The 22,583-nt window shown below is 58.6% G+C and carries 16 protein-coding genes; 11 read left to right on the top strand and 5 right to left on the bottom strand.

The window, feature by feature from the left end:
- The first annotated feature begins 6 nt into the window (after window positions 1-6).
- Entirely contained in the window at window positions 7-3,933 is a 3,927-nt protein-coding gene (gene hrpA, locus NLU14_RS09290; protein WP_275705949.1) for an ATP-dependent RNA helicase HrpA, read from the top strand.
- A 161-nt stretch (window positions 3,934-4,094) separates the two neighbouring features.
- Window positions 4,095-5,216, top strand: a complete 1,122-nt coding sequence (locus NLU14_RS09285) for a beta-ketoacyl-ACP synthase III (RefSeq protein WP_275705948.1) — start codon at window positions 4,095-4,097, stop codon at window positions 5,214-5,216.
- A gap of 25 nt (window positions 5,217-5,241) precedes the next feature.
- Here NLU14_RS09285 and NLU14_RS09280 read toward each other — a convergent pair whose 3' ends face one another.
- Window positions 5,242-5,649, bottom strand: a complete 408-nt coding sequence (locus NLU14_RS09280; protein WP_275705947.1) for an acyl-CoA thioesterase — start codon at window positions 5,647-5,649, stop codon at window positions 5,242-5,244.
- Window positions 5,650-5,741: 92 nt separating this feature from the next.
- Here NLU14_RS09280 and NLU14_RS09275 point away from each other — a divergent pair, with 92 nt between their 5' ends.
- The 5 genes from NLU14_RS09275 (at window position 5,742) to dinG (ending at window position 12,797) form a co-directional block, all read left to right on the top strand.
- Window positions 5,742-6,533 carry an MlaA family lipoprotein gene (locus NLU14_RS09275; protein ID WP_275705946.1) on the top strand — a complete coding sequence of 264 codons (792 nt, stop codon included), beginning with the start codon at window positions 5,742-5,744 and terminating at the stop codon, window positions 6,531-6,533.
- A gap of 10 nt (window positions 6,534-6,543) precedes the next feature.
- Window positions 6,544-8,031 carry a DUF3336 domain-containing protein gene (locus tag NLU14_RS09270; protein ID WP_275705945.1) on the top strand — a complete coding sequence of 496 codons (1,488 nt, stop codon included), beginning with the start codon at window positions 6,544-6,546 and terminating at the stop codon, window positions 8,029-8,031.
- Window positions 8,032-8,129: 98 nt separating this feature from the next.
- Window positions 8,130-9,845: an ExeA family protein gene (locus NLU14_RS09265; RefSeq protein WP_275705944.1), complete on the top strand. Its 1,716-nt coding sequence runs from the start codon at window positions 8,130-8,132 to the stop codon at window positions 9,843-9,845.
- Between the two features lies 1 nt (window position 9,846).
- Entirely contained in the window at window positions 9,847-10,608 is a 762-nt protein-coding gene (locus NLU14_RS09260; RefSeq protein ID WP_275705943.1) for a general secretion pathway protein GspB, read from the top strand.
- Window positions 10,608-12,797, top strand: a complete 2,190-nt coding sequence (gene dinG / locus NLU14_RS09255; protein ID WP_275705942.1) for an ATP-dependent DNA helicase DinG — start codon at window positions 10,608-10,610, stop codon at window positions 12,795-12,797. Before NLU14_RS09260 ends, dinG begins: the two co-directional genes overlap by 1 nt.
- Window positions 12,798-13,056: 259 nt before the next feature.
- Here dinG and NLU14_RS09250 read toward each other — a convergent pair whose 3' ends face one another.
- Window positions 13,057-15,786 (bottom strand): winged helix-turn-helix domain-containing protein, encoded by a 2,730-nt coding sequence (locus tag NLU14_RS09250; RefSeq protein WP_275705941.1) that lies wholly within the window; start codon window positions 15,784-15,786, stop codon window positions 13,057-13,059.
- A gap of 278 nt (window positions 15,787-16,064) precedes the next feature.
- Between NLU14_RS09250 and cysB the strand changes: the two genes are divergently transcribed.
- Window positions 16,065-17,042, top strand: a complete 978-nt coding sequence (gene cysB, locus NLU14_RS09245) for an HTH-type transcriptional regulator CysB (RefSeq protein WP_275705940.1) — start codon at window positions 16,065-16,067, stop codon at window positions 17,040-17,042.
- A gap of 5 nt (window positions 17,043-17,047) precedes the next feature.
- Here cysB and NLU14_RS09240 read toward each other — a convergent pair whose 3' ends face one another.
- Complete coding sequence (locus NLU14_RS09240) at window positions 17,048-17,770, bottom strand: phosphoadenylyl-sulfate reductase (protein WP_275705939.1); 723 nt, start codon at window positions 17,768-17,770, stop codon at window positions 17,048-17,050.
- A gap of 200 nt (window positions 17,771-17,970) precedes the next feature.
- On the opposite strand from NLU14_RS09240, the gene thrH reads away from it, so the two are divergent.
- Window positions 17,971-18,582 carry a bifunctional phosphoserine phosphatase/homoserine phosphotransferase ThrH gene (gene thrH / locus NLU14_RS09235; RefSeq protein ID WP_275705938.1) on the top strand — a complete coding sequence of 204 codons (612 nt, stop codon included), beginning with the start codon at window positions 17,971-17,973 and terminating at the stop codon, window positions 18,580-18,582.
- 58 nt (window positions 18,583-18,640) lie between these two features.
- On the opposite strand, the gene NLU14_RS09230 is transcribed toward thrH, so the two are convergent.
- Window positions 18,641-19,945, bottom strand: coding sequence for an anthranilate synthase component I family protein (locus NLU14_RS09230; RefSeq protein ID WP_275705937.1), 1,305 nt, complete (start codon window positions 19,943-19,945; stop codon window positions 18,641-18,643).
- Between the two features lie 163 nt (window positions 19,946-20,108).
- On the opposite strand from NLU14_RS09230, the gene NLU14_RS09225 reads away from it, so the two are divergent.
- Both NLU14_RS09225 and NLU14_RS09220 read left to right on the top strand, forming a co-directional pair.
- Entirely contained in the window at window positions 20,109-20,675 is a 567-nt protein-coding gene (locus NLU14_RS09225) for a hypothetical protein (protein WP_275705936.1), read from the top strand.
- A 173-nt stretch (window positions 20,676-20,848) separates the two neighbouring features.
- Window positions 20,849-21,799 (top strand): DUF6160 family protein, encoded by a 951-nt coding sequence (locus tag NLU14_RS09220; protein WP_275705935.1) that lies wholly within the window; start codon window positions 20,849-20,851, stop codon window positions 21,797-21,799.
- Window positions 21,800-21,940: 141 nt separating this feature from the next.
- Here NLU14_RS09220 and NLU14_RS09215 read toward each other — a convergent pair whose 3' ends face one another.
- Window positions 21,941-22,573, bottom strand: a complete 633-nt coding sequence (locus NLU14_RS09215) for a hypothetical protein (RefSeq protein ID WP_275705934.1) — start codon at window positions 22,571-22,573, stop codon at window positions 21,941-21,943.
- Window positions 22,574-22,583: the final 10 nt, after the last annotated feature.

Genomic DNA, 22,583 nt, shown 5'->3' with positions numbered 1-22,583 from the left:
GGATCCATGACTTCAGCTCCACCTGAAAAGCAGACGAATACTCCAGACTCCAAGGCGGTCGTCAAGGCCGTCATGGAACAGCTGGACGCCTGTAACCAGCTGGAGGCTGCCCGTATACACAAACTGGTGGCCCGCAAGAAGGGCCGCCCGGGGCAGAAAGACCTGGAGAAGATGGCGCAATGGCTTGATCGCGGCCTCGCCCGTGTTCGTGAACGCCAGGCGCAACATAAGCCCGCCACATTCCCTCCGTCGCTACCAGTGTCCGAGCGGGTCGATGACATCCGTGAGGCCATTGAGCAGAACCAGGTCGTTATCGTTGCCGGCGAGACCGGTTCCGGCAAAACCACCCAGATTCCCAAAATCTGCATGAACAGTGGCCGTGGCATTCGCGGGCTGATCGGCCACACCCAGCCCCGGCGGATTGCCGCCCGTACCGTGGCAGGCCGCATCGCAGAAGAGTTGGGGGGGCAAACTGGCGGTCAGGTGGGGTATCAGGTTCGTTTTACCGACACCACCTCCGAGCAGTCCCGGCTGAAAGTGATGACCGATGGCATCCTGCTGTCGGAAGTCCAGCATGACCGTTTCCTGGACCGCTACGACACCCTGATTATCGACGAGGCCCACGAACGCAGCCTCAACATTGATTTCCTGATGGGGTACCTGCGGCAGCTTCTGCCAAAACGGCCGGACCTGAAGGTGATCATTACCTCCGCCACCATTGAGGTGGAGCGGTTCAGCCGGTTTTTCAACGACGCGCCAGTAATTGAAGTCAGTGGCCGCACCTTCCCGGTGGATATCCGCTATCGCCCCCTGACCGGCGATGAGGACGACCGGGACCAGGGCTGGACCGACGGCGTACTCCGGGCCATGGAGGAAATTGAGCAGCATGAGCGGGCGGAAAAACAGCCGCCCGGTGATGTGCTGGTATTCCTGCCCGGGGAACGGGAAATCCGCAGCCTCAGCAAGGTGCTGCGCCACGCGGACCTGCGCCATACCGAGGTGTTGCCGCTGTACTCTCGCCTCAGCAACCAGGAACAGAACCGGATTTTCCAGAGCCACCGGGGCCGGCGGATGGTGCTGTCCACCAACGTGGCGGAAACCTCCCTGACGGTGCCTGGCATACGTTATGTGATCGACACCGGTGTGGCACGGATCAGCCGCTATAGCGTTCGCTCCAAGATCCAGCGTTTGCCTATCGAGCCGGTATCCCAGGCCAGTGCCAACCAGCGTGCCGGTCGATGTGGCCGGGTGGCGCCGGGTATCTGTTTCCGCCTCTATGACGAAACCGACTTCATCAACCGTCCCGAGTACACCGATCCGGAGATTCTTCGCACGAATTTGGCGTCGGTTATCCTGCAGATGACCACCTCCGGGCTCGGGGACATCCGCCACTTTCCATTCCTTGAACCACCCGATGCGCGGCTGATCAACGACGGCTACAAACTGCTTGAAGAGTTGGGAGCGGTGGATGACAGGCGCCGGGTGACCGGCCTTGGCCGTACCATGGCAAGGCTGCCACTGGATCCACGGCTGGCCCGTATGCTGGTGACCTCGTCGGAACAGGGCAGCCTGGCGGAAACCCTGGTGATTATCGCCGGCCTGAGTGTCCAGGACCCGAGGGAAAGGCCCCAGGACAAGCAGCAGGCTGCCGACCAGGCCCACGCGCCATTCAATGACAAGGAATCTGACTTCCTGACGTTGCTGAATATCTGGAGCTTCTATGAGGAGCAGCGCCAGGAGTTATCCCAGAACCAGCTCAAGAAAGTGTGCCAGAAAAGCTTCCTGTCCTGGATGCGGATGCGGGAATGGCGCGATATCCACCGTCAGCTCACGCTGATCTGCCGCGAGCAAAAGCTTAAGCTCAACGAGGAAGCGGCCAGTTATGAGTCGCTCCACAAGGCCATACTGGCAGGCCTGCTGGGGCAGGTGGCGGTCAAACTGGAAAAGAAGGAATACCTGGCCACCCGCAATCGCAAGGTGATGATCTTCCCGGGTTCAAAGGTGTCGAAAACCGGTCCCAAGTGGATTGTTGCGGCGGAAATCGTCGAAACCAGCCGTGTATTTGCCCGGGTGGTGGCGAAGATCGAGCCGGAGTGGATCGAACCCCTGGCCGGCCATGTCGTTAAGCATCATTATTTCGAACCTCATTGGGAGCAGAAACGCGCCCAGGTAATGGGTTACGAAAAAGTCAGTCTGTACGGCCTGGATATCATTGCCAAACGCCGCATTCCCTACAGCAAGGTGGACCCCGTTGAGTGCCGCAACCTGTTTATCCGCCGTGCTCTGGTGGAGGGGGATTACCAGTCCAAAGCACCGTTCATTGCCCGCAACCGGGAACTGCTGGATACCGTCGAGAACCTGGAGCGCAAGACCCGGCGCCGGGATCTTCTGGTGGAGGACGAGGTGCTGGTGGATTTCTATGATCAGCGCCTGCCGGACGACATCGTCAGCGGACGCCATTTTGAAAGTTGGTGGAAGCAGCTGAGCGCCGACGAACTGCGCAAGATGGAACTGACCGAGGCGGACATCCTGCAGCGGCCAGTGGACGAGCAAGCTGGCGCCCTGTACCCGGATTACCTGGAATGGGAGGGGGTCAGATACCCGCTTAGCTATGAGTTTGAACCCACCAGCGAAAGGGACGGCGTGACACTCCAGGCGCCGGTAATGGCTCTCAAGCAACTGCCGGCCCGCCGGCTTGAATGGCTGGTGCCCGGATTGCTGCGGGAGAAATGCATTGCACTGGTGAAGGGCCTGCCCAAGGCGTTGCGGCGCAACTTCGTGCCGGTGCCGGACTTTGTGGATGCCGCCCTGGAGAACCTTCAGCCCTCCAACGAACCCCTGGCACTTCAGCTTGGGGAACAGCTCCGGAGGATGACGGGTGTACGGATTGATCCCGAGGCGTGGCCGCAGGAGGAGTTGCCAAGACATTTACGGATGAACCTGCGGGTGGTGGACGACGCCGGCAAGCCCATCGCCGAGGGGCGGGAGACGGAAAAGCTCCAGGACGAACTGGAAGGCCGCGCGGAAGCGGCCCTGTCATCGGCGGCCAGGAAGGAGCCAGGCGATGCGCCTGACAGAATATCCAGCGCCTGGGACTTTGGGCGGTTGCCAGAATCAGTGCGCACCGAAAAGGGCGGCATGGAGGTCACGGTGTACCCGGCGCTCGAGGACCTGGGGGATTCGGTACGCCAGACCCGCTTCCTGGATCGCCTGACGGCGGAGGACGCCACCCGGAAGGCGGTGGCAAGGCTGATTCTGATAAGGCTCGGCGACAGGCTGGATGATATTGACCGTAAATTGCCGCACTTCAAGGCCTCTGCCCTGATGTTTGCGCCGGTAGGAAAGGCCCGCGTCCTGCTGGATGACCTGCTGCTGGCCACAGCGATGCAGCATTTTGTGGCTGGAGAAGTGCCCAGGGATTCCGATGCCTTCGATCAGGCCTTTGACAAGGGAAGGGCGGATTTCATACCGGCACTGGAAGCGGCCGATGAACGCCTGCACCAGGCCATGACCGGATACCACGGGGTGATGAAGCAGCTCAAGGGTAAGATCAACCTGGCCCTTGCAAACAGCATGACTGACTTGAAGTTTCAGCTTCAGAACCTTGTTTATCCAGGTTTTCTTGTTTCAACGCCGCCGGAATGGCTGGCCCACTTTGGTCGCTATTTCGAAGCGGCCAGTATACGTTTCGAGAAAATGCCGAGAGAGCTGGGTCGAGAGCGGGAATTCCTGCATACCATGGAACCGCTCTGGTCACGCTACGCCAGTAAGCGGGATGAGCATCAGCGCCAGGGGGTGAGAGACCCGGAACTGGTGCTCTATCGCTGGATGCTGGAGGAGTTCCGTGTGTCCTTCTTTGCACAGCAGCTTGGTACGGCCGTGCCGGTATCGGTCAAGCGCCTCGACAGGCAGTGGGAGAAAACCCGGGTTTGAGACAGTCGTTGTCGCGGGCAAAACGTTGAGACTGTGTTAGTATTTGGGCAATATTGGTGCGTTCAGGTTGTGTCGTTTTTACAGCCTTCTCCAGAACCTGTTTATTACCTTTTTTATCACTACTTGTATCACTACTTATATCACTACGACGTGGGGTTAGCGTGATTAAAGCCGTTATCAGCGGGACCGGGTTGTATACACCGCCAGCAACCATTACCAACGAAGAGCTGGTGGAGGCGTTCAACGCCTTTGTCGAACTCCACAATGCGCGTCATGCCGACGAGATTGCCAGTGGTGACATGGAACCGTTGGAGCCGTCGTCGTCGGCTTTTATCGAAAAAGCTTCCGGCATCAAACGCCGCCACGTGATCGACAAAGACGGCATTCTGGATCCGGAGCGCATGTGTCCGAATATTCCGGATCGTTCCAACGACGAACCCTCCGTACAGTGCGAGATGTCCCTCGCTGCCTGTAATGAAGCGCTTGAGCAGGCTGGCAAAACCGCCTCCGACGTGGATGCTGTCATCGTTGCCTGCTCCAACATGCAGCGCCCCTATCCGGCCATTTCCGTTGAGGTCCAGGAGGCCCTGGGTATTGATGGCTTCGCCTACGACATGAACGTGGCGTGCAGTTCGGCAACCTTCGGCCTGCAGGCGGCGGTGAACGCCGTTGAGAATGGCACCGCCCGGGCGGTACTGGTGGTCAGCCCCGAAATCTGCTCCGGCCACCTGAACTTTCGCGACCGTGACAGCCACTTTATTTTTGGCGACGCCTGCACGGCCATTCTGGTGGAACGTGATGCGGATGTGTCCGAAGGCCAGGGGTTCGAGATCCTTGGAACCAGCCTGAAGACGAAGTTTTCCAACAACATCCGTAACAACTTCGGCTTCCTTAACAGAGGCGATAAAGAGGGTATCAACAAGCCGGACAAGCTCTTTGTCCAGCAGGGCAGAAAGGTGTTCAAGGAAGTGTCGCCACTGGTGGCCGAAACCATTCTCAAACAGCTTTCCAGTCTGTCCCTGTCGCCGGGTGACCTCAAACGCATGTGGCTGCACCAGGCCAACCTGAACATGAACCAGCTGATTGCCCGCAAGGTGCTCGGGCGCGATGCGGATACGGATGAGGCCCCGGTCATTCTGGACGAGTACGCCAATACCAGCTCAGCCGGCTCCATCATCGCTTTTCACAAACACAAGGAAGATTTCACCTCTGGCGATCTGGGCGTAATCTGCTCCTTCGGGGCGGGCTATTCCATCGGCAGCGTTGTGGTACGCCGCCGATAGAGCGAGAGTAGCGTTGGCGGTGCGGTTATTGCGCTGCCAGCGCCCTGAGTTTGTCCGGTAGTGGCGTCGATGTGCGTTTGATGCGGTCAAACCAGACAATCTTCGCGTAGCCTTCCGCGTACAGTTCCCCGGACTCGATATCAGTCAGGGTATGATAGGTGTCGAGGCTGGTATTGCCTGCTTTGTCAGCGTATGTTCTTACCTCAACCGTTGCCGGATGAGCCAGCTCCTTCAGAAAGGTGGCGCTCGTCTTTATAATGATCGGGCCGTCGGGGGCGTTTTCCGCGCCCAGTTCCAGGGATGCCAGCCAGGTTATGCGGGCTTCCTCGAAAAAGCGGAAATAAACGGTATTATTGGCGTGGCCGTAGGCGTCCATATCGCCCCAACGAAGAGGCATGGAAAGGGTGCTGACCAGATTCCCGGGTACTGACATCGGGTTGCTCCTGAAAAGGGGTTAATAACAAAAAAACAAAGCGCCGGTATTTTCGACGAATAGCAACAGATTTAACAACCTCAGGTCTGAAGATGAGAGACATTTTTTCCCGGCACCCGGTGATTGGCGCCCTGATTGTTATATGCCTGTTCGCGGGCGACGTGGCCGCGCAGACCGTGCAGCCGGCGAACCCGGACATGGCAGAACGAAAACTTGATGTTCCGCCGAGCGAGGTTGACCCGTACGAGGATTGGAACCGCAAGGTCTACCGCTTCAATGAGACCATTGATAACTGGTTCCTTCGTCCTGTTGCCAGTGGTTACCGGAGCATTATGCCGGGTTTTGCTGACCGTGCGGTCACCAACTTCTTCAATAACCTGACTGAAATTCGCAATCTTGCAAACAGCATCTTTCAACTGAAAGGTGAATCCGCAGTGGTTGCGGCCGGCCGGTTTACCTACAACACGGTGTTTGGCCTGGGCGGGTTAATCGATGTTGCGACCATGTTCGAGTTGCCGGAACAGCCCGAGGATTTCGGCCAGACACTGGGCTATTGGGGCGTGGAATCCGGCCCCTACCTGATGTTGCCGCTACTGGGGCCGTCTAACCCCAGGGACCTCGGCGGCTTCGCGTCCGATAACCTGCTGTTGCCATCCGCCTGGGATCTTGCTGAAAGTCCGGACATATACTATGCCAGGGCCCTTCAGATCGTGGACAAGCGCGCCGACCTCATTCCAGCAGAGGGATTTATGTCTGGTGATGGCTATACTTTCGTCAGGAATGCCTACCTGCAGCGGCGGGCGTACCTGATCAATGATGGCAGAACCGTGAACGATCCTTTCGCCAGTGACGACAATGAGGATCTGATGCTCGAGGATTTCTGAGGGGAGCCTGATGGTCGATGACCGAATTCGGAAATTCCGCAGGATGCTGGCGGAGGCGACCAACTACGAGATGTGGAAGGCGGCCGCCCTCGAACTGGATTTCCTCGAGGGCAACGTCGAGTGGAAGGAGGAGTTCGGTTCCGACCTTTACCACTACGAGCTGATTTACGACCGGCTCAGTAACCTGCGCAACTACCGCCAGCAGAACGACTTCGAGCGCCTGAAGCGGGCTTTACGGGAAGGGCTGCACCACGACCTGGGTAATATGGGCAACACCGCCCTGTATACCCGCTCCCGGGTTGGTACCAAGCACCTGATCGAGGAATACATTGCCCAGGTTTGTGAGTCGCTGGATTTCCTGTGCGACACCAGGGTGCCCGGGTTCCCGGTTGTCGACAAACTCCAGTTTTTCAGGGATACCCTGACCAGCTACGGCCGCCCGGCTTTGCTGCTCAGCGGTGGTGCAACGCTGGGCATGTTTCATTTCGGGGTCATCAAGGCGCTGTGGGAAAAGGGCCTGTTGCCGCAAGTGATTGCCGGCTCCAGCATTGGTGCCATTATCGCCGGCATACTGGGGGTCCACAGCGACGCCGAGATCCCGGACATGCTGGTGCCGGAGAACCACGACCTGAAGGCCTGGAAATGGCGCGGGTTACTCAGTGCCGTCCGTGGCGACGGGCTGATGGACCAGGAGCAACTGGAAGCCTGTTTGCGCGCCAATATCGGGGAATATACCTTCGAGGAGGCGTTCCAGAAAACGGGGCGCTCCATTAATGTGAGCGTGTCCCCGGTACAGACTCACCAGAAAGCCCGTTTGTTGTGTGGTTACACGTCGCCTTACCTGCTGGTGTGGAGTGCGGTATTGGCGAGTGCGGCGGTACCGGGCATTTTCCCACCGGTGCCGCTGATGAAGAAGGATATCCACGGCAATGTGCTGCCCTATATGTCCCGCCTGAAATTCGTGGACGGTTCGGTGGTCAGTGATTTGCCGATTGAGCGGCTGATGCACCTCTACGATGTGAATTTCACCATTGTCAGCCAGACCAACCCCCACGTGGTGCCTTTCCTGAACCGTCGCGGCCGGGACGAGAAGATCAGCATAGCCAACCTGCCCATGCACCTGCTGAAATCGGAAATCCAGTACCATGGCCAGGGCCTGTTTGACTACCTGCGCAAACGGGTGCAGCCGGAAATCCTGCGGCAGGTGTCGGGCCAGATGTATACCATCATGGGGCAGAGGTATTCCGGTGATGTGACCATCTCGCCGTCGTACCGCCTGAAGGACTACCGGCGCATGCTGTCCAACCCGGATCCAGCCTGGGTTCGGGAAATGATATTGCAGGGGGAGCGGGCAACCTGGCCCAAAATCTCCATGATCCGCTCCCATGCGCGAATCTCCAAGACCCTGGAGCGCTGCATCGGACGGCTGAAGTCCGAGCAACGCCGTTCCACCGCCGAACTGAGACTGGTAAGCAGTGCGGATTCCGGCACATCATGAGATGACAGCCCCGGGAGCCGGGCGGTATGATACCGCGATAGCCGGGGAGCCCGATGGCGGCTCCCGCAAGCTCCGCCTGAGCACCTGACTGGACACTCATGTACTACGATTTTTTCGGTTTCCGGGAGCCCCCGTTTTCGATTGCCCCGGACCCACGCTACCTGTATCTCAGTGAGCGCCACAAGGAAGCGTTGGCGCACCTGATGTATGGCGTGCAGGGGCAGGGCGGGTTTATCGTGATTACCGGCGAAGTCGGTACTGGCAAGACCACCGTCAGCCGCTGTTTCATTGAGAATGTGCCGGACCATGTGGATATAGCTCTTATCCTGAATCCCAGGTTGTCCGCCCGTGAGCTGTTGTCTTCCATTTGCGACGAGCTCGAGATTCCCCATCCGGTCGGGTCATCCATCAAGGAATTGGTGGGGCTGATCAACGATGACCTTCTGAAGGCCCACGCCGCCGGCCGCCACAAGGTTCTGATGATCGATGAAGCCCAGAACCTGTCCGCGGAAGTGCTTGAGCAGTTGCGCCTGCTCACCAACCTGGAAACCGCCGAGAAAAAGCTGCTTCAGATCGTGCTGCTGGGCCAGCCTGAGCTGCAGGATATACTGGCATTGCCGGAATTGCGGCAACTGAATCAACGGGTGACGGCCCGTTATCATCTTGATGCCCTGGGCCGCGAAGAGATTGAAGCCTACCTGCGTTATCGGCTGAGCGTGGCTGGCCTTCGGGGTGAGATTTTCACCGAAGGCGCGGCCCGGTCGTTGTACCGCGCCAGCCAGGGTGTGCCCCGATTGATTAATCTGATCAGCGACCGCGCGTTATTAGGAGCCTACGCCGAAGGGGAGCACCAGATTACCGCTGCCCATATCCGCAATGCGGCCCGCGAAGTGAGTGGAGGCGGTGCTTCAAGGCGCTCAGGGACGATGTCTGGCAAGTCTCATATACTGGTAGTGGCCGCGAGCATCCTGATGGCGTTTATCATGACCGCCTGGTTACTGGACCGGCTCCCCGGCTCCGGCTGGATGACTCCGGATGCGTCCGCCGGCGATGAAAGCCAACCCCTGATCGGTGCCATTGAACGGGTTGAACCCGAGGAGGCCGTCCCTGGCCCGCTGGACGCTGTGCCGCAAAGTAGCGTTGATGCTGATGAATCGGAGCAGGAAGAGGCGTTGCCGGAATTCAAGTTCCCGGACCAGTCAGTGGCATTGCCGGCGGCGTTCCGGGAGCTGTTCAGGCTTTGGGGGTGGGAATACCGGGTTTCCCAAAACCCTGTTGCCTGCCAGTTCGCCGAAGACAAAGGATTGCGGTGCCTTGAAAATCGAGGTTCCCGTCGCAGCCTGGAGTACCTGGACCGGCCAGCCATCCTGCAATTGCGCAATGAAGAAGGCGACAGTCGCTACGCGGTATTGAGTGGCCTCGAAGACAATCGTGCAAGCATTGAACTGCCCGGCGGCCGCCAGGACGTGGCTTTTTCCAGCCTGGAACCCTACTGGTTTGGTGAGTTTACGGTGTTGTGGGAAGCGCCTGACCACATGGCACAGGGGGCGAGCGATAGCGAGCAGGGTGCGGGCCGGGTTTCGGAGCAGATCTGGATGGGCTCGCGGATGATGGAACTGGCGAGCCGTTACGCCAGCAGCCGGGAAGAAGAGAACCGCGTCAACCGTATGCCCACTGAAGAACAGGTGCGTTGGTACCAGCAGCAGAAGGGCCTCACGGTGGACGGTATTGCAGGCGCCATGACCATTATCCAGATGAACAACGACCTGGGGTCTCCCGTTCCACGGCTAACGTCTGGAAAGGTGGTTAACTGACATGTCCTATATCCTCGATGCTCTCAGGAAGTCAGAAACTGAACGACGCCAGGGCCGGATACCGGATCTTGGGCAGCAGGTTCAATTGATCCACAAGCCCAAGCAGAAGTCGGTTCCAGTCCTGGTGTGGGTGGCCATCGGCCTGGTGCTCAATGCGGCCGTGTTGGCCTGGGTCTTCTGGCCCCAGAGCTCGCCTGCGCAGGCACCGGAACCGTCTGCTTCGCCAACCGGCACAGAGGCGCCGGTAGCAGCTTTAGAACCGGAGATTGTTGAGCCCGAACCCGAACCAGTCCGGCAAACAACCGCTCCAGATCAGGCTCCGCCAGCGCAGGGCAGTGGTACGCTTGAGGGTGCCATTGAAATTCCAACGCCGGGAGTGACTGCGGACGCGCCCATGGAGGCAGTTGCGGAAACCGGCGATGGGGAGGGTAGGGAACGGCCCACGGTAATCGTCCCGACGCCGCGTACTCCCAGCGCGGTTAACCCCAGCCATGATGAAACCACGGCCACACAAAGAGCGCCACACCTCGTTGAACTTCCACTTTCTTTCCAGAAAAGGGTGCCCGACCTGATTTTTAACAGCCATATCTACGCGTCCGAACCGTCTTCCAGGCGGGTAATGATTAACGACAACTATCTGCGGCCCGGGGAGTCGTTCTCCGGCATCACCGTTGAGCGCATTACCGAGGAAGGGGTGGAGCTGAGCATGGACGGCCGTCGGTTCCGGGTTGGCGTGGTCCGCAACTGGGTGAGTCCGGAATAATGGCACTTACCGACGACGTCAAACAGCAGATACAACAGACCTATCGCGATGTGCTTGCCGGCAAGGATATCCGCGCCCGTTATGGCCAACGCCTGATGATCGCCGAGATTGCCCGCTACATGGGCGACATCACCGAGAACGACGGCCAGCGCACCTCGCCGGCGGGCACCTGTGTGGTGGAGGCCGGCACCGGTACCGGCAAGACCCTGGCGTACCTCATTGCCGCCATTCCCGTTGCACGGGCACTGGGCAAAACCCTGGTGATCTCCACCGCCACCGTGGCCCTGCAGGACCAGATTGTGCACAAGGACCTGCCGGACCTTAAAAAACACAGCAATCTGGACTTTACCTGGACCCTGGCCAAGGGCCGCGGCCGTTACCTGTGCATGTCCCGCCTGGAAGCGCGACTGCATGACGAGGGCAACGGCGACAGCGATACCATGCCTTTATTTTTGCTGGATGGGCCCGGCAAGGAAGAGCCCGGCACCCGGGCCTATTTCGAGGACATGCTGGCGAGCTACGGTTCCCGTAAGTGGGACGGCGACCGCGACCACTGGCCCGACCAGATACCGGACGATGTGTGGCGCCAGGTCACCACCGACCACCGCCAGTGCACCAATCGCCACTGCAGCTATTTCGATAGTTGTGCCTTCTTTGATGCCCGCAAGGATCTGGATGATGCGGATATTGTCGTCGCCAACCACGACCTGGTACTGGCGGACCTGGCCCTGGGTGGGGGTGCCATCCTGCCCGAGCCTGAAAACGCATTGTTTATCTTCGACGAAGCCCACCACCTCCCGGACAAGGCACTGAATCATTTTGCAGCCTCGGTGCCCCTGAATTCGACACGCCAATGGCTGAAACAGCTGTCCCAGGCGCTGGGCAAGATGCAGCCGTTCCTGACACCCGGCACCCAGGCCGCGAAAACCATCGACAGGATCAGCTCGGCTTCCCGGGAAGTGGATATCTCCCTGGCGAAGGTTTACGACGAAGCTGAACAGAACACCGGCTGGGAGTTCAACGAAGAGCGCCGGTCCGCCCAGTGGCGTTATCCGGAAGGGGCGTTGCCGGAGGTGCTGGCCGGGCTGGCGGTGGAGACCCGGGTGGCAACGGCAACCCTGGTTCGCCAGCTTGGCGTTATGGTGGACGAACTACAGACGGCCTTCGATGAACGCAAGGCCAGCGACGTGGACCGGGATACGGCGGAATCCTGGTATCCGGTGATTGGCTCCTTCCACAGCCGCGCCGAGGACCAGCTGCGGTTATGGGCGGCCTGGAGTGACAATCCGGGCCAACCGGCGGAGGATCCGGAAAAGGATGAGGAGGACGCGGCGAAGTCGAACAAACGCTCCGGGCCACCTGCCGCCCGCTGGGCAGTCCGGCAGCGCTGGGAGCATGCCGAAGACATTACCCTCTACAGCAGCCCCGTACTGGCGGATAACCTACTGTATTCCAGGCTCTGGTCCCGGGCTTACGGCGCGGTGCTGACCAGCGCGACCCTGACGGCCCTGGGCCGGTTTGACCGCCTGAAATCCCGCGCGGGACTGCCGGAAACCAGCCGCTTTGTGGTGGTTCCCAGCTCCTTCCGCTACGGCGATATGGCAACGGTGGAAGTGCCGGCCATGACCGCCATGCCCACGGACGACAGCTTTACCGATCAGGTGGTTTCGCGGCTGCCGGGTCTTTGGGCCGGAGAGAAGGCGACCCTGGTGTTGTTTACGTCCCGGCGCCAGATGCAACTGGTGCGTGACGCCCTGGCACCGGAATACCCGGACCTGATCACCACCCAGGATGACATGGCGAAAGGGGAGGTTCTGCGCCGCCATTGCAGCCGGGTGGATGAGGGGCTGCCCAGCGTGTTGTTTGGCGTTGCCAGTTTTGCCGAGGGCATCGACCTGCCCGGCAAGTACCTGAGCCACGTGGTGATCACCCGCCTGCCGTTCTCGGTGCCGGATGATCCCATCGAAGCCAGCCTGGCGGAGTGGGTGACACACCGGGGCGGAAACCCGTTCATGGAGATCACCGTACCCGATGCGTCCATCAAACTGGTCCAGGCCGTTGGCCGTCTGTTGCGGACCGAGTCCGACACCGGCCGCGTTACCATCCTGGACCGGCGCATCATTGCCCGCCGTTACGGACAGTTGCTGCTGGATGCACTGCCGCCTTTCCGGCGTATCATCGAGCCATAAAAAAAGAGCCAACCCATAGGAGTGGCTCTTGTAGAGTGGGTCCTTAATGAACCCGGGGCGTCGAAACAACGCGGAACAAGAAGTCTGAAGGCCTGAAGTTTCAGAATTCTCACCGAGGTTTCCCTCAGCGTTGGGAGAATCATAAGGGAGGAGGGGGCGTATCCGGATCGTCCAAAGGGCGTAGTGGGCGTACAAAAATCGCAGAAAACGTGACGCGGCTCACAAACTGATAGCGGAATGTTGTCCAGGAGTCTGCTGTCTACGCCAGTAACCGCAGCTCCCGGGCCCGCGCCAGGGCTTCGGTACGGGACCCCACAGCCAGCTTGCCATAAAGATTGCGGATATGGGCTTTCACCGTGGTGGGCGCTACCCCCATGGTGCTGGCGATGTCCTTGTTGGCAAGGCCACGGTTGATCAGGTCCAGCACTTCCAGTTCCCGCTGGCTCAGGGGTTCTGGCAGATCGGTGTTGCCAGACTCCGTTGGGGCCTCCTCTTCGGTCTCCTTTGGTGAGGCCGAATCTGGAATTTTCGTCTCTGCCTGCTCGGTCAGCATGCTCAGTACCCGGCTGTTCCAGCGCCCCGGTGCTTTCAGTGTGGGCAGTTCCAGGCACAGCCGGCGGATGGTCGGGCTTTCTTCCGCCAGCAGTCTCATAAAGCCTGCTTCCGATGCCCGCTGGACGGCCTGGGCCAGCATCTGTTCTGCCTCTTTAATCTTGCCTTCGGCGTAAAGCGCTTCGCTGTAGACCAGTTGGATTTCCACCAGGTGGCGGTAGTGCTGGTCGTGCTCGGCGCTCAGACGCAAGGGCACCAGCGTAGCCATGGCCGCTTCAGGGTGGCCCAGGGCAACCTGAACCCGCGCAATGCTGATCTGGTTCTGTTCCCGGTTCAGCGGGTTGGTGAAGCGGTCATGACTCACCTGATCCAGCCATTCCCCTGCCAGCTCCAGATGCCCGGTGGCCAGGTAACAACGGGCCAGCATGGCGGAACAGGCCGGGGGTTCGAACAGGATATGCTCCCGTCGGCGCCTTGCCACACTGGCGGCGTCTTCCAGCGCCTCCGTGGCTTCCCGGTAGCGGCCCTCGCTGAAGGCCAGGTGACCACGAACATACTGGATAACCACATGCTGGCCGGGCTCGGTACCGTTGTTGACGTGGTCCAGCAAAGGCGCGAGATAGGAGGTGGCCAGTTGGAATTCGTTACGCTCCCGGTAAATCTCGATCAGGGCACTGTTCTGCCAGCATGAAATCAGCATCGGCTGGCGGGGGTCGCTGTGGTGCTGATCGACCCACTGCCGCACGCGGGTGCAGGTATCCAGGGCTTCGTCGATATCGCCCCGGTTGTACTGGATCCAGGCCAGCAGGCCACCGCTCGAGAGTACGGTACTGGGCTTGCGTTCCAGTTCGCCGTAACGCACGGCCGATTTCAGGGCGTCTTCGGCGGCGGCCAGGTCGCCCTTGCCGTAGTAGTCCAGCCCCACACCGTAATAGGTCACTGATTTCAGCGGAATCCGGGTGTGGTCGATGTCCCGCAATACCTGCTGGGTGAGGTCGCTGGCGCTTTTGTCATCGCTTTTGGAGCGTGCAAGGTAGGAGCGGATCAGCGAAATCTCGCTCTGCAAGCCCAGGGCGCCCTCGGCGTCGGGGTGGGAGTCCGCCACGCGCTTATCCAGCATGTCTTCCAGATCACCGAGGAGTGGGTCCAGTAGGTCTACCCGATTGGCGAAGAACAGGGCCCACACCCTCAACATCTGCAGCTGCGGGCTTTCCTGCAGAACGTTGGCGGGCAGTGAATCCAGCCAGTTGAGAACCGGCAGGTGAAAACCGCCGTGGATCAGATTGTTGCCATGTTCCGCCAGGACCTGTGCCAGCCAGTGCCAGTCCTCATGCCGTACGATCTGGGAAATGCCCTCCTGGACATGGCCGTGGGTCAACAGCCAGTTGACGGCCCGTTGCCAGTGCTTTTCCGTATCTTCCGCCTTGAACTGCCTTGCCCGCTGCAGCAGCGCATCCCGGAACAGGTCATGGTAGCGGAACCATTCGTTGCGCGTGTCCAGGGGGATCAGGAACAGGTTTTCCCGCAGCAGTTGCTCCAGCAGCACCTGACTGTTGGTGGTGCCACGAACCGCGTCGCAAAGGGAAGCGCAAAGCCGTGGGCAGCAGGCGGTATCCAGCAGGAACTCCCGCACCGGCGCCGGTTGCTGTTCCAGGACCTCCGTCAGCACGTAATCACTGATGCGACGCTCGTCCAGGTCGATTCGCTGTTTGCCACCTTCATCCGGCTTGCGTTCGTCGATGCTGCCGCCGGAAAGGGCTGATAGCTGCATCGCCGCCACCCAGCCTTCGGTTTTGCTGCAGATCCTGCGCACTTCCTGCTCGGAGATCTCAAGCCCCATAGTGTCGTGGAAAAAACGCTGGCACTCCTCCTCGGAGAACGCCAACAGGCCCGGGTGAATGTCTTCCACCCAACGACGTACCCGCCAGCGTGAAAGCGGCAGTGCGGGTTCGGTTCGGGAAGCCAGTGTCACCAGGATGTCCGGAGGCAGGTAATCAATAAAGTAGGAAACCTGGCGCTGTAACTGTGGGTCGCGGATAAAATGATAGTCGTCGATCACCAGTGTCCAGGGTGCCCCGTCCGCGGCCAGGACGTTAATCAGTGCGGTAATCGGGCCTTCCAGCTCCTGCAGGCTGCAGTGGCTCAGCTGCAGCCTGCATTCCTCAAGTCCCAACAGGCCGTTGTGTTCAAAGGCACCCACGACGTATTGCCAGAAGCGACGGGGATCGTCGTCGTGTTCATCCAGGGACAGCCAGGCGACGGTGGAAGGGGATTGGGAGCACCATTGGCTGACCAGCGTGGTTTTGCCGAAGCCTGCCGGAGCCACCACCAGGTTCAGCCGCTTGACACTTTCCGGTTGCAGCAGGGCGCACAGGCGCTCCCGTTGCACCGAGCGGGGGTCGGCGGTTGGTCTGAGGAATTTGGTGGTTAGCAGCATTGTTTCCCTGAATGCCGGTGAATGGGTAGTGTCCCGCCTGGTTAACGAATTAACCAGATAACGGATTGTGTGCTTTGTCACCGTTAAGTCAAGGGCCGTAAAGACAAACGACCCCGTCGTCATGCGGCGTTATCGCTATTTTGGTCTAAACTGTGGTGGAAGGGATTCTGTATGCTCAATAAGAATGAAAAATCACGTTTTTATGCGTATTCTTCTACAATAAACCAGCGTATACATGCCCCGGTTTTTACCGGGCCTTATGGGGAGCGACAGGGTAGATGAAATTACAACAGTTGCGCTATATCTGGGAAGTTGCGCACCATGATCTCAACGTATCCGCCACTGCCCAGAGCCTTTTCACCTCACAGCCGGGAATATCCAAGCAGATCCGTCTTCTGGAAGATGAACTGGGGTTGGAGGTGTTTGCCCGCAGCGGCAAGCATCTGACCCGGATCACGCCCGGTGGGGAAATCATTATCCGCGAGGCGGGTGAGATCCTGCGCCGGGTGGAAGGCATCAAGAAAATCGCGCAGGAGTTCAGCAACCAGCGCAAGGGCGACCTGAGCATTGCCACCACCCACACCCAGGCCCGCTACGCACTGCCTCCCATTATTCGCGGCTTTATTGAGTCCTACCCGGAGGTGTCTTTGCACATGCATCAGGGCACTCCGATGCAGATTTCCGAAATGGCCGCCAACGGTGCCGTGGATTTCGCCATTGCCACCGAGGCCATGGAGTTGTTCAACGACCTGATCATGATGCCCTGCTATAAATGGAACCGCAGCATCATCGTACCGAAGGACCACCCGCTGGCGAAGAAGCCGGAGCTGACATTGCCGGATCTGGCGGAGTTTCCGCTGGTCACTTACGTATTCGGCTTTACCGGCCGCTCAAAACTGGATGAAGCCTTCCAGGCCCACGGGCTGACCCCGAAAGTGGTGTTCACGGCCGCCGATGCGGATGTGATCAAAACCTATGTGCGGCTCGGATTGGGAGTTGGCATCATCGCCAGCATGGCCTTCGACGAAGCCAACGACACCGATCTGGTGGCCCTGGACGCCAGCAAGCTGTTCCGACCCAGCGTAACCCGTATCGGATTCCGCAAGGGAACCTTCCTGCGCGGCTATATGTACGATTTTATCCGGCGGTTTGCGCCCCACCTGACAAAGGAGCGGGTGGACGAAGCCGTCACCCATCAGGGCAGCAGGGCGGAGATCGAGGAACTGTTCAAAGACATCGATCTGCCGACCTACTGACGGGTTTATTCCCGGGCGATCAGGTTCCCGGAGTGCAGGCCACATTCTTTCTTTGTGGCTTCCTCCCACCACCAGCGGCCCTCGCGCTCATGCTGTCCGGGCAGGATAGGGCGCGTGCAGGGCTCGCAACCAATGCTGACAAAGCCCTTTTCGTGCAGCTTGTTGTAGGGGGCCTCCGTCATGCGGATGTAGTCCCAGACTTCCTTTGAGCTCCAGTTTGCCAGCGGGTTGAACTTCACCAGCTGTTTATCCTCTGTGGAGAAAGCGTCGTCGATCTGTACCACGGGTACATCGTTGCGGGTACCGGGGCTCTGGTCCTTGCGCTGGCCGGTGATCCAGGCGTCCACGGTGGACAGCTTTCTGCGTAATGGGTTCACCTTGCGAATACCGCAGCATTCGCCGTGGCCATCCTCGTAAAAGCTGAACATGCCCTTGCGGGTGACCAGATCCTGCACTTCCTCGGCGTCCGGGAACATTATTTCGATTTTAATGCCGTAGTGCTCGCGGACCCTGTCGATAAACTCGTAGGTCTCGGGGTGCAGGCGGGCCGTATCGAGAGTGAAGACCTGCAGGTTGTCAGTCAGTTTGTGGGCGAGCTCGATCAGGGCGACATCTTCGGCACCACTGAAGGAAATGGCGATGTTGTCGTACTTCGCCAGGGCGGCCTTGAGGATGGCCCTGGGGCTCTGGCCCTCAAGCTCCGTCTGTAGCTGTGAAATATCCGTCATTGAAAGGATCACCTGGGGTGTAAATGTGTGATAAATCTACCATTAACACGCGCCAGTCTGAAGGAATGCCGGAATATATCGTTATAGCCAGGCAGATCCACGATGCATTCCGGCCCGGATTTTCTTATCATACCGCCTGATTCCAATCCCCGGCGGTGCTCCGCCGGTCTGCCCAGCGTTCAATTTATCAGGAGACCATTGTGGAACTCGCGTGCCTTGACCTTGAAGGAGTACTGATCCCGGAGATCTGGATCGCGTTTGCGGAAAAAACCGGCATTGAGGAGCTCAAGGCGACCACCCGCGACATTCCCGACTACGATGTGCTGATGCAGCAACGCCTGAAGCTGCTGGACCAGCACGGCTACGGCCTGCCCCAGATCCAGGAAGTGATTGGCGAGCTGGACCCGTTGCCCGGCGCCAGGGAATTCCTGGACTGGCTGCGGGAGCGGTTCCAGTTGGTGATCCTGTCAGACACCTTTTATGAGTTCGCCATGCCGCTGATGGCCAAGCTGGGCTACCCGGCACTGCTATGTCACAAGCTGGAAGTGAACGACGAGGGACGGATTACCGATTACCTGCTGCGCCAGCGTGACCCCAAGCGCCAGTCCGTGCGGGCGTTCCAGTTGCTGAACTACCGGGTGATTGCGGCAGGCGACTCCTACAACGACACCACCATGCTGGGCCAGGCGGAGGCGGGCATCCTGTTCCATGCGCCGAAGAATGTGATTGAGGAGTTTCCACAGTTCCCGGCGGTTCATACCTTTGAGGAGCTGAAGGGTGAGTTCCTGAAGGCCAGCGCCATCCACAACTGATCGCGCCGGCCCGGCCCGGCCGGGGCGGGTGTTGTCCCGGCTTTCCTGGTTTCCCGTCTTACAGGGCCTCTAGTACGTTCATCAGCTTTTGTACTTTGTCCACGGATTCCTGGTATTCATCCTCCGGGGCCGAGTCCGCGACAATCCCACACCCCGCCCAGCAGTGAATCTTTCCCTCGGAATCCGTCATCAAGGTGCGGATCGCAATATTGCTCCCAAGGTTATTGGAAAAATCCCAGCGGAAGACGGATCCACAATAGGGCCCCCGGCGATGTGGCTCCAGGCTGTCGATGATTTCCATCGCCCGGCGCTTGGGAGCACCGGTAATCGAACCGCCAGGGAAGGCGGAGAGAAGGGCTTGAAGCGGTGTGATGTCCGCCTGCAGCCTGCCTTCCACGGTACTGACCAGTTGATGGACGTTTTCGTAGCTCTCGATACTGAACAGCTGCGGCACCGAAACGGAAAAGGGCTCGCAGAACCGCGACAGGTCGTTGCGGATCAGGTCCACGATCATCAGGTTTTCGGCACGGTCCTTTTCGGCCGCGGCCAGGGAGTCGGCAATGCGCTGGTCATTCTCGGCCGACTTCAAATCCCGGGGTCTGGTGCCCTTGATGGGTTTACTGACGACCCTTCGGCCCTGTTCGATACTCAGGAACAGCTCCGGTGAAATGCTGAGTACCTGGTAGGGGCCTGCGTTTATATACGCCGCGTGGGGAACAGGTACGGCCCGGCATAAGGCCTGGAACGCCGTGTACGGTTCGCCCTGATAGCCGCCGGTGTACTTGTTGGACAGGTTGACCTGGTAGCAGTCCCCGGCATGGATGTAGCGCAGTACCTCGGACACACCGTCGCGGTAGTGCTCGGCAGGCTGGTCCGCCCTGAAACCCTGGCTCATGACGAAGGGAGCAGGGCGATCAAGATCCTGGCCGGCGAGGTGGAGGACCCGCTCCATGGTTTGGCTGGCGCAATCGGGGTGGAAGTCCAGCCTCGGTAGTTGGGTGCCGGAAGTATCGATGGTCAGTTGCCAAAGATAGAGACCAATATAGCCATAGTCCCCGTCGTCGCTCCCGAGCTGGCCGGAAAACCCCGGCACCGTGTGGTTTCCGGCCTCGTAGAACAGGGTGCCCATGACACCGCCGGCTGTTGCCTGATCTGCCCCCGAGGCGAATTCCTCCCAGGCGTGCCCGATGTCAGTTGTCAGCTTCGAAAAAGCCAGTTCATCCCTGGGCACCTGCCAGCTTTTTAGCGGGAACGCCGTAACAATCCGCCGCTGCCTGCCGGCGTCGGTGTAATCGATAAACCCATGTTGGCCGGTGATCTGTGAAACCAGGCTTTCAGCCTCTTCCGCACTTAATGTTTTCACGATGTTACATACTTAACAAAATCTTGCATGGGTTCACGGTAGCCTGTGCGGCAAGTCACCGATTTTCGGGCTTGGAAAGGCTTTGGCCGGTGCATTTTAAACAATAATCCCGAGGGCAGTAACCAGTATGAAGACTTGTAACGGCATTGGTAAGCGATTTGTCTTGGCACTTATCGTCGGTTTTGCGATTCCAGCAGGAGCTTTGGCGCAGGATGCGATTGATCGAGAGGATCATGTGCTTTCGGATGGCAAGCTGGATGACAAGGATTTGGCAGCGGTGGTTGCAGTTGCTCAGCGGCATCTCAAGGAAATGACCGATGCGGTGATAAAAAAAGCAGGTGCTGAACTCGAAGAAGCCGGCATCTTCCGCCCGATGGCTTTCATGGTAATGAAATCCGATAAGGTGCAGCAAATGAGGCTGGAAGAAAAAGCCGAGAAAGCACCAGGCCAGGTGAAGGTGCTGATGTATCGGGCCGGGCTCAAATCCATTGCCCGACGTGGCGAAATTCATGCATCCGTGATCGCTTATCCCGGAAGCGTGGAAAAAGATGGAGAAACCATCCGCGCTCTGGTTCTTGAGCATGAGCACCGTCTTGGCATATCGGGCTTCAAACTGATTCCTCTCGACCTCAAAAATGGGAAAGCCAGTTTTGGAGAGCCCATGTCCCAGGAAAAGCCGTTCCAGATATTCTACGATGACAAAGGTGAAAGTGATTCTTCAGGTAATTGATATTAAAAGAATATTTCCAGATATATTACGGGCTGCGTTGTTTTGTGACAATTTGTGAATGCATTCACGGAACCAGAGTGTAAAACAATCTTAAATGGAGTGGTGAGGTTGAGCCTCACAACAAAGTTAAAAAGTTCAACCGGATAACAATAAGTTCAATCAAGGAGAACAATATGAAAGGCCTGAAGAAACTTGCACTGGCAACAGCCGTTGCCGCTGCGCCCTTCGCCGCTCAAGCCGAGCTGCAGGCGATGGACGACAGCATGATGGGTAACGTCACCGGTCAGGCTGGTGTAACCATCGAGCTGGAAACCCAGGTAAGCATTGGTCAGTTCACCTACACGGACGAAGGCACCTTCGCTGTGAAGGACATCGAGTTGGGCGGTGCGCTGACAAGTGGCTCAGCATCAGCAGCTGCTTATGCTTCAGCTACAGGTGCTGGCACTCTGTTGGATGAACTGCGGATCGATATTGATGTTGAAGATGACGGTGATGCGGTCATTCACGTGAGCTCTCAGCAACTGAGTGACCCCGCTGATCCGAACTCTGACCCAGTGCCCATTGACTGGGGTTTCACAGCCGGTTCTATGGAGCTTGAAGGTAACGGAGGCGAGAATACGGTTCTTGTTTCTAATATGGACGCGTGGGGTCTGCTTGGTCAACTCGACATTCGAGTTGATACTGACGATGTAAACGGCCAAGCCGGCACCGGTACTCTTAACATAGATGCCGCGTTCACCGTGAATGAAATGAACTTTGATGTCGAGTTCCTCGGCATAGGTGTTCGAGGAATGACTATCAATAGCTCTGAAGCTGGTGGAGTTGAATTGGGTCAAGATGGTCTTCTCGCGATCTTCGCAGAAGATGCTGCTGCTCCGACTGCGGAAGAACAGACCAAGGTAGCTCTGGCTCAGGCCGGCTTTGCCATTGTTGGTCTGGACATCTACAAGGGCGATGGTCTAGGCACGAATTCAGCAGCGACTGGCGCACTGCGCATCGATGTTGATGACGTCCTGATGGACATCAACGTTGCCGAAACTGTTATCGGCGGTGCAAACATCGGTACCATCGGTATCGACAACCTGCACATCAGCAACACCAAGCTGGCTGTTTACGGTCACTAAGCTGATGGGATAACACCTCTGGTGTGGGCGCCCCGTACTGCGGGGCGTTTTTTTACGCCCGAGAAAAGTACAGGCGTAAAAAAAGAGCGGTGACTCACCAAGGGTCACCGCTCTTTCTGTTTCGGGGTGGTAGCGATAGCCTTACCGATCAGGCACCGCGATAGAAAGATCAAACCCGCCACCTGGCCGGGGTGTCAGTGTAACCGGGCCCTCATTGATGCCATGGGGCACCTGGATGTTATCAATTCCCGGCGGGTTGCCGATGGAGAAGTTCAGGTTCTGCCCATCAAACCCGACACCCAACTGGTCGTTGAGGAAGGTTTGGGTAAAAGGCTCATCCGGTATCTCTGCCTGTTGTCCGAAGATAATCGGTGGAATGGTTGGCGTGAACTCCGCCGGTGGTTGTGCCCGGGCCAGTTCTTCCTGGGGCAAAAGCAGGGCGCGCCGCAGAAATTCCTCTTCCGCGCTTTCCAGTGCCCCTTTTTTGCCTTCCCGCTGGAAACGCTCAAGGGCTTCGCGGTAGGCTTCCTCTTCCGCTTCTGTCAGCACCGGCTCGCCCGGAGATATGGTCAGGGAGCGGATGATGCGCTGCCGGTCTGCTTCTGTCTTCTGCCGATCTTTGGGCACCACGATAACGGCGGAATCCTTCACATAGGTTTCAACCATCTCGTCGGACGTCAGGGTCTGTACGCCTGCCATTAGTGGCGGTGCGAATGATGCAGCCAGGCTGGCGGTACCAGCCAGGGCGATATAAAGGGGTGTTCGGCGGTTCATGACGTAGCCT

Source organism: Marinobacter iranensis (assembly GCF_029207565.1).
Lineage (GTDB): Bacteria > Pseudomonadota > Gammaproteobacteria > Pseudomonadales > Oleiphilaceae > Marinobacter > Marinobacter iranensis.
The sequence above is the reverse complement of the archived record's forward strand: the minus strand, read 5'-3'. Positions and strand labels throughout refer to the sequence as shown.

Bases quoted from the DNA above. Each gene is read 5' to 3' on its own strand.
- hrpA (WP_275705949.1), top strand. From the start codon at position 7: ATGACTTCAGCTCCACCTGAAAAGCAGACGAATACTCCAGACTCCAAG.
- NLU14_RS09280 (WP_275705947.1), bottom strand. From the start codon at position 5,649: ATGTCAGTACCCGGGAATCTGGTCAGCACCCTTTCCATGCCTCTTCGT.
- NLU14_RS09275 (WP_275705946.1), top strand. From the start codon at position 5,742: ATGAGAGACATTTTTTCCCGGCACCCGGTGATTGGCGCCCTGATTGTT.
- NLU14_RS09270 (WP_275705945.1), top strand. From the start codon at position 6,544: ATGGTCGATGACCGAATTCGGAAATTCCGCAGGATGCTGGCGGAGGCG.
- NLU14_RS09265 (WP_275705944.1), top strand. From the start codon at position 8,130: ATGTACTACGATTTTTTCGGTTTCCGGGAGCCCCCGTTTTCGATTGCC.
- NLU14_RS09260 (WP_275705943.1), top strand. From the start codon at position 9,847: ATGTCCTATATCCTCGATGCTCTCAGGAAGTCAGAAACTGAACGACGC.
- dinG (WP_275705942.1), top strand. From the start codon at position 10,608: ATGGCACTTACCGACGACGTCAAACAGCAGATACAACAGACCTATCGC.
- NLU14_RS09250 (WP_275705941.1), bottom strand. From the start codon at position 15,786: ATGCTGCTAACCACCAAATTCCTCAGACCAACCGCCGACCCCCGCTCG.
- cysB (WP_275705940.1), top strand. From the start codon at position 16,065: ATGAAATTACAACAGTTGCGCTATATCTGGGAAGTTGCGCACCATGAT.
- NLU14_RS09240 (WP_275705939.1), bottom strand. From the start codon at position 17,770: ATGACGGATATTTCACAGCTACAGACGGAGCTTGAGGGCCAGAGCCCC.
- NLU14_RS09220 (WP_275705935.1), top strand. From the start codon at position 20,849: ATGAAAGGCCTGAAGAAACTTGCACTGGCAACAGCCGTTGCCGCTGCG.
- NLU14_RS09215 (WP_275705934.1), bottom strand. From the start codon at position 22,573: ATGAACCGCCGAACACCCCTTTATATCGCCCTGGCTGGTACCGCCAGC.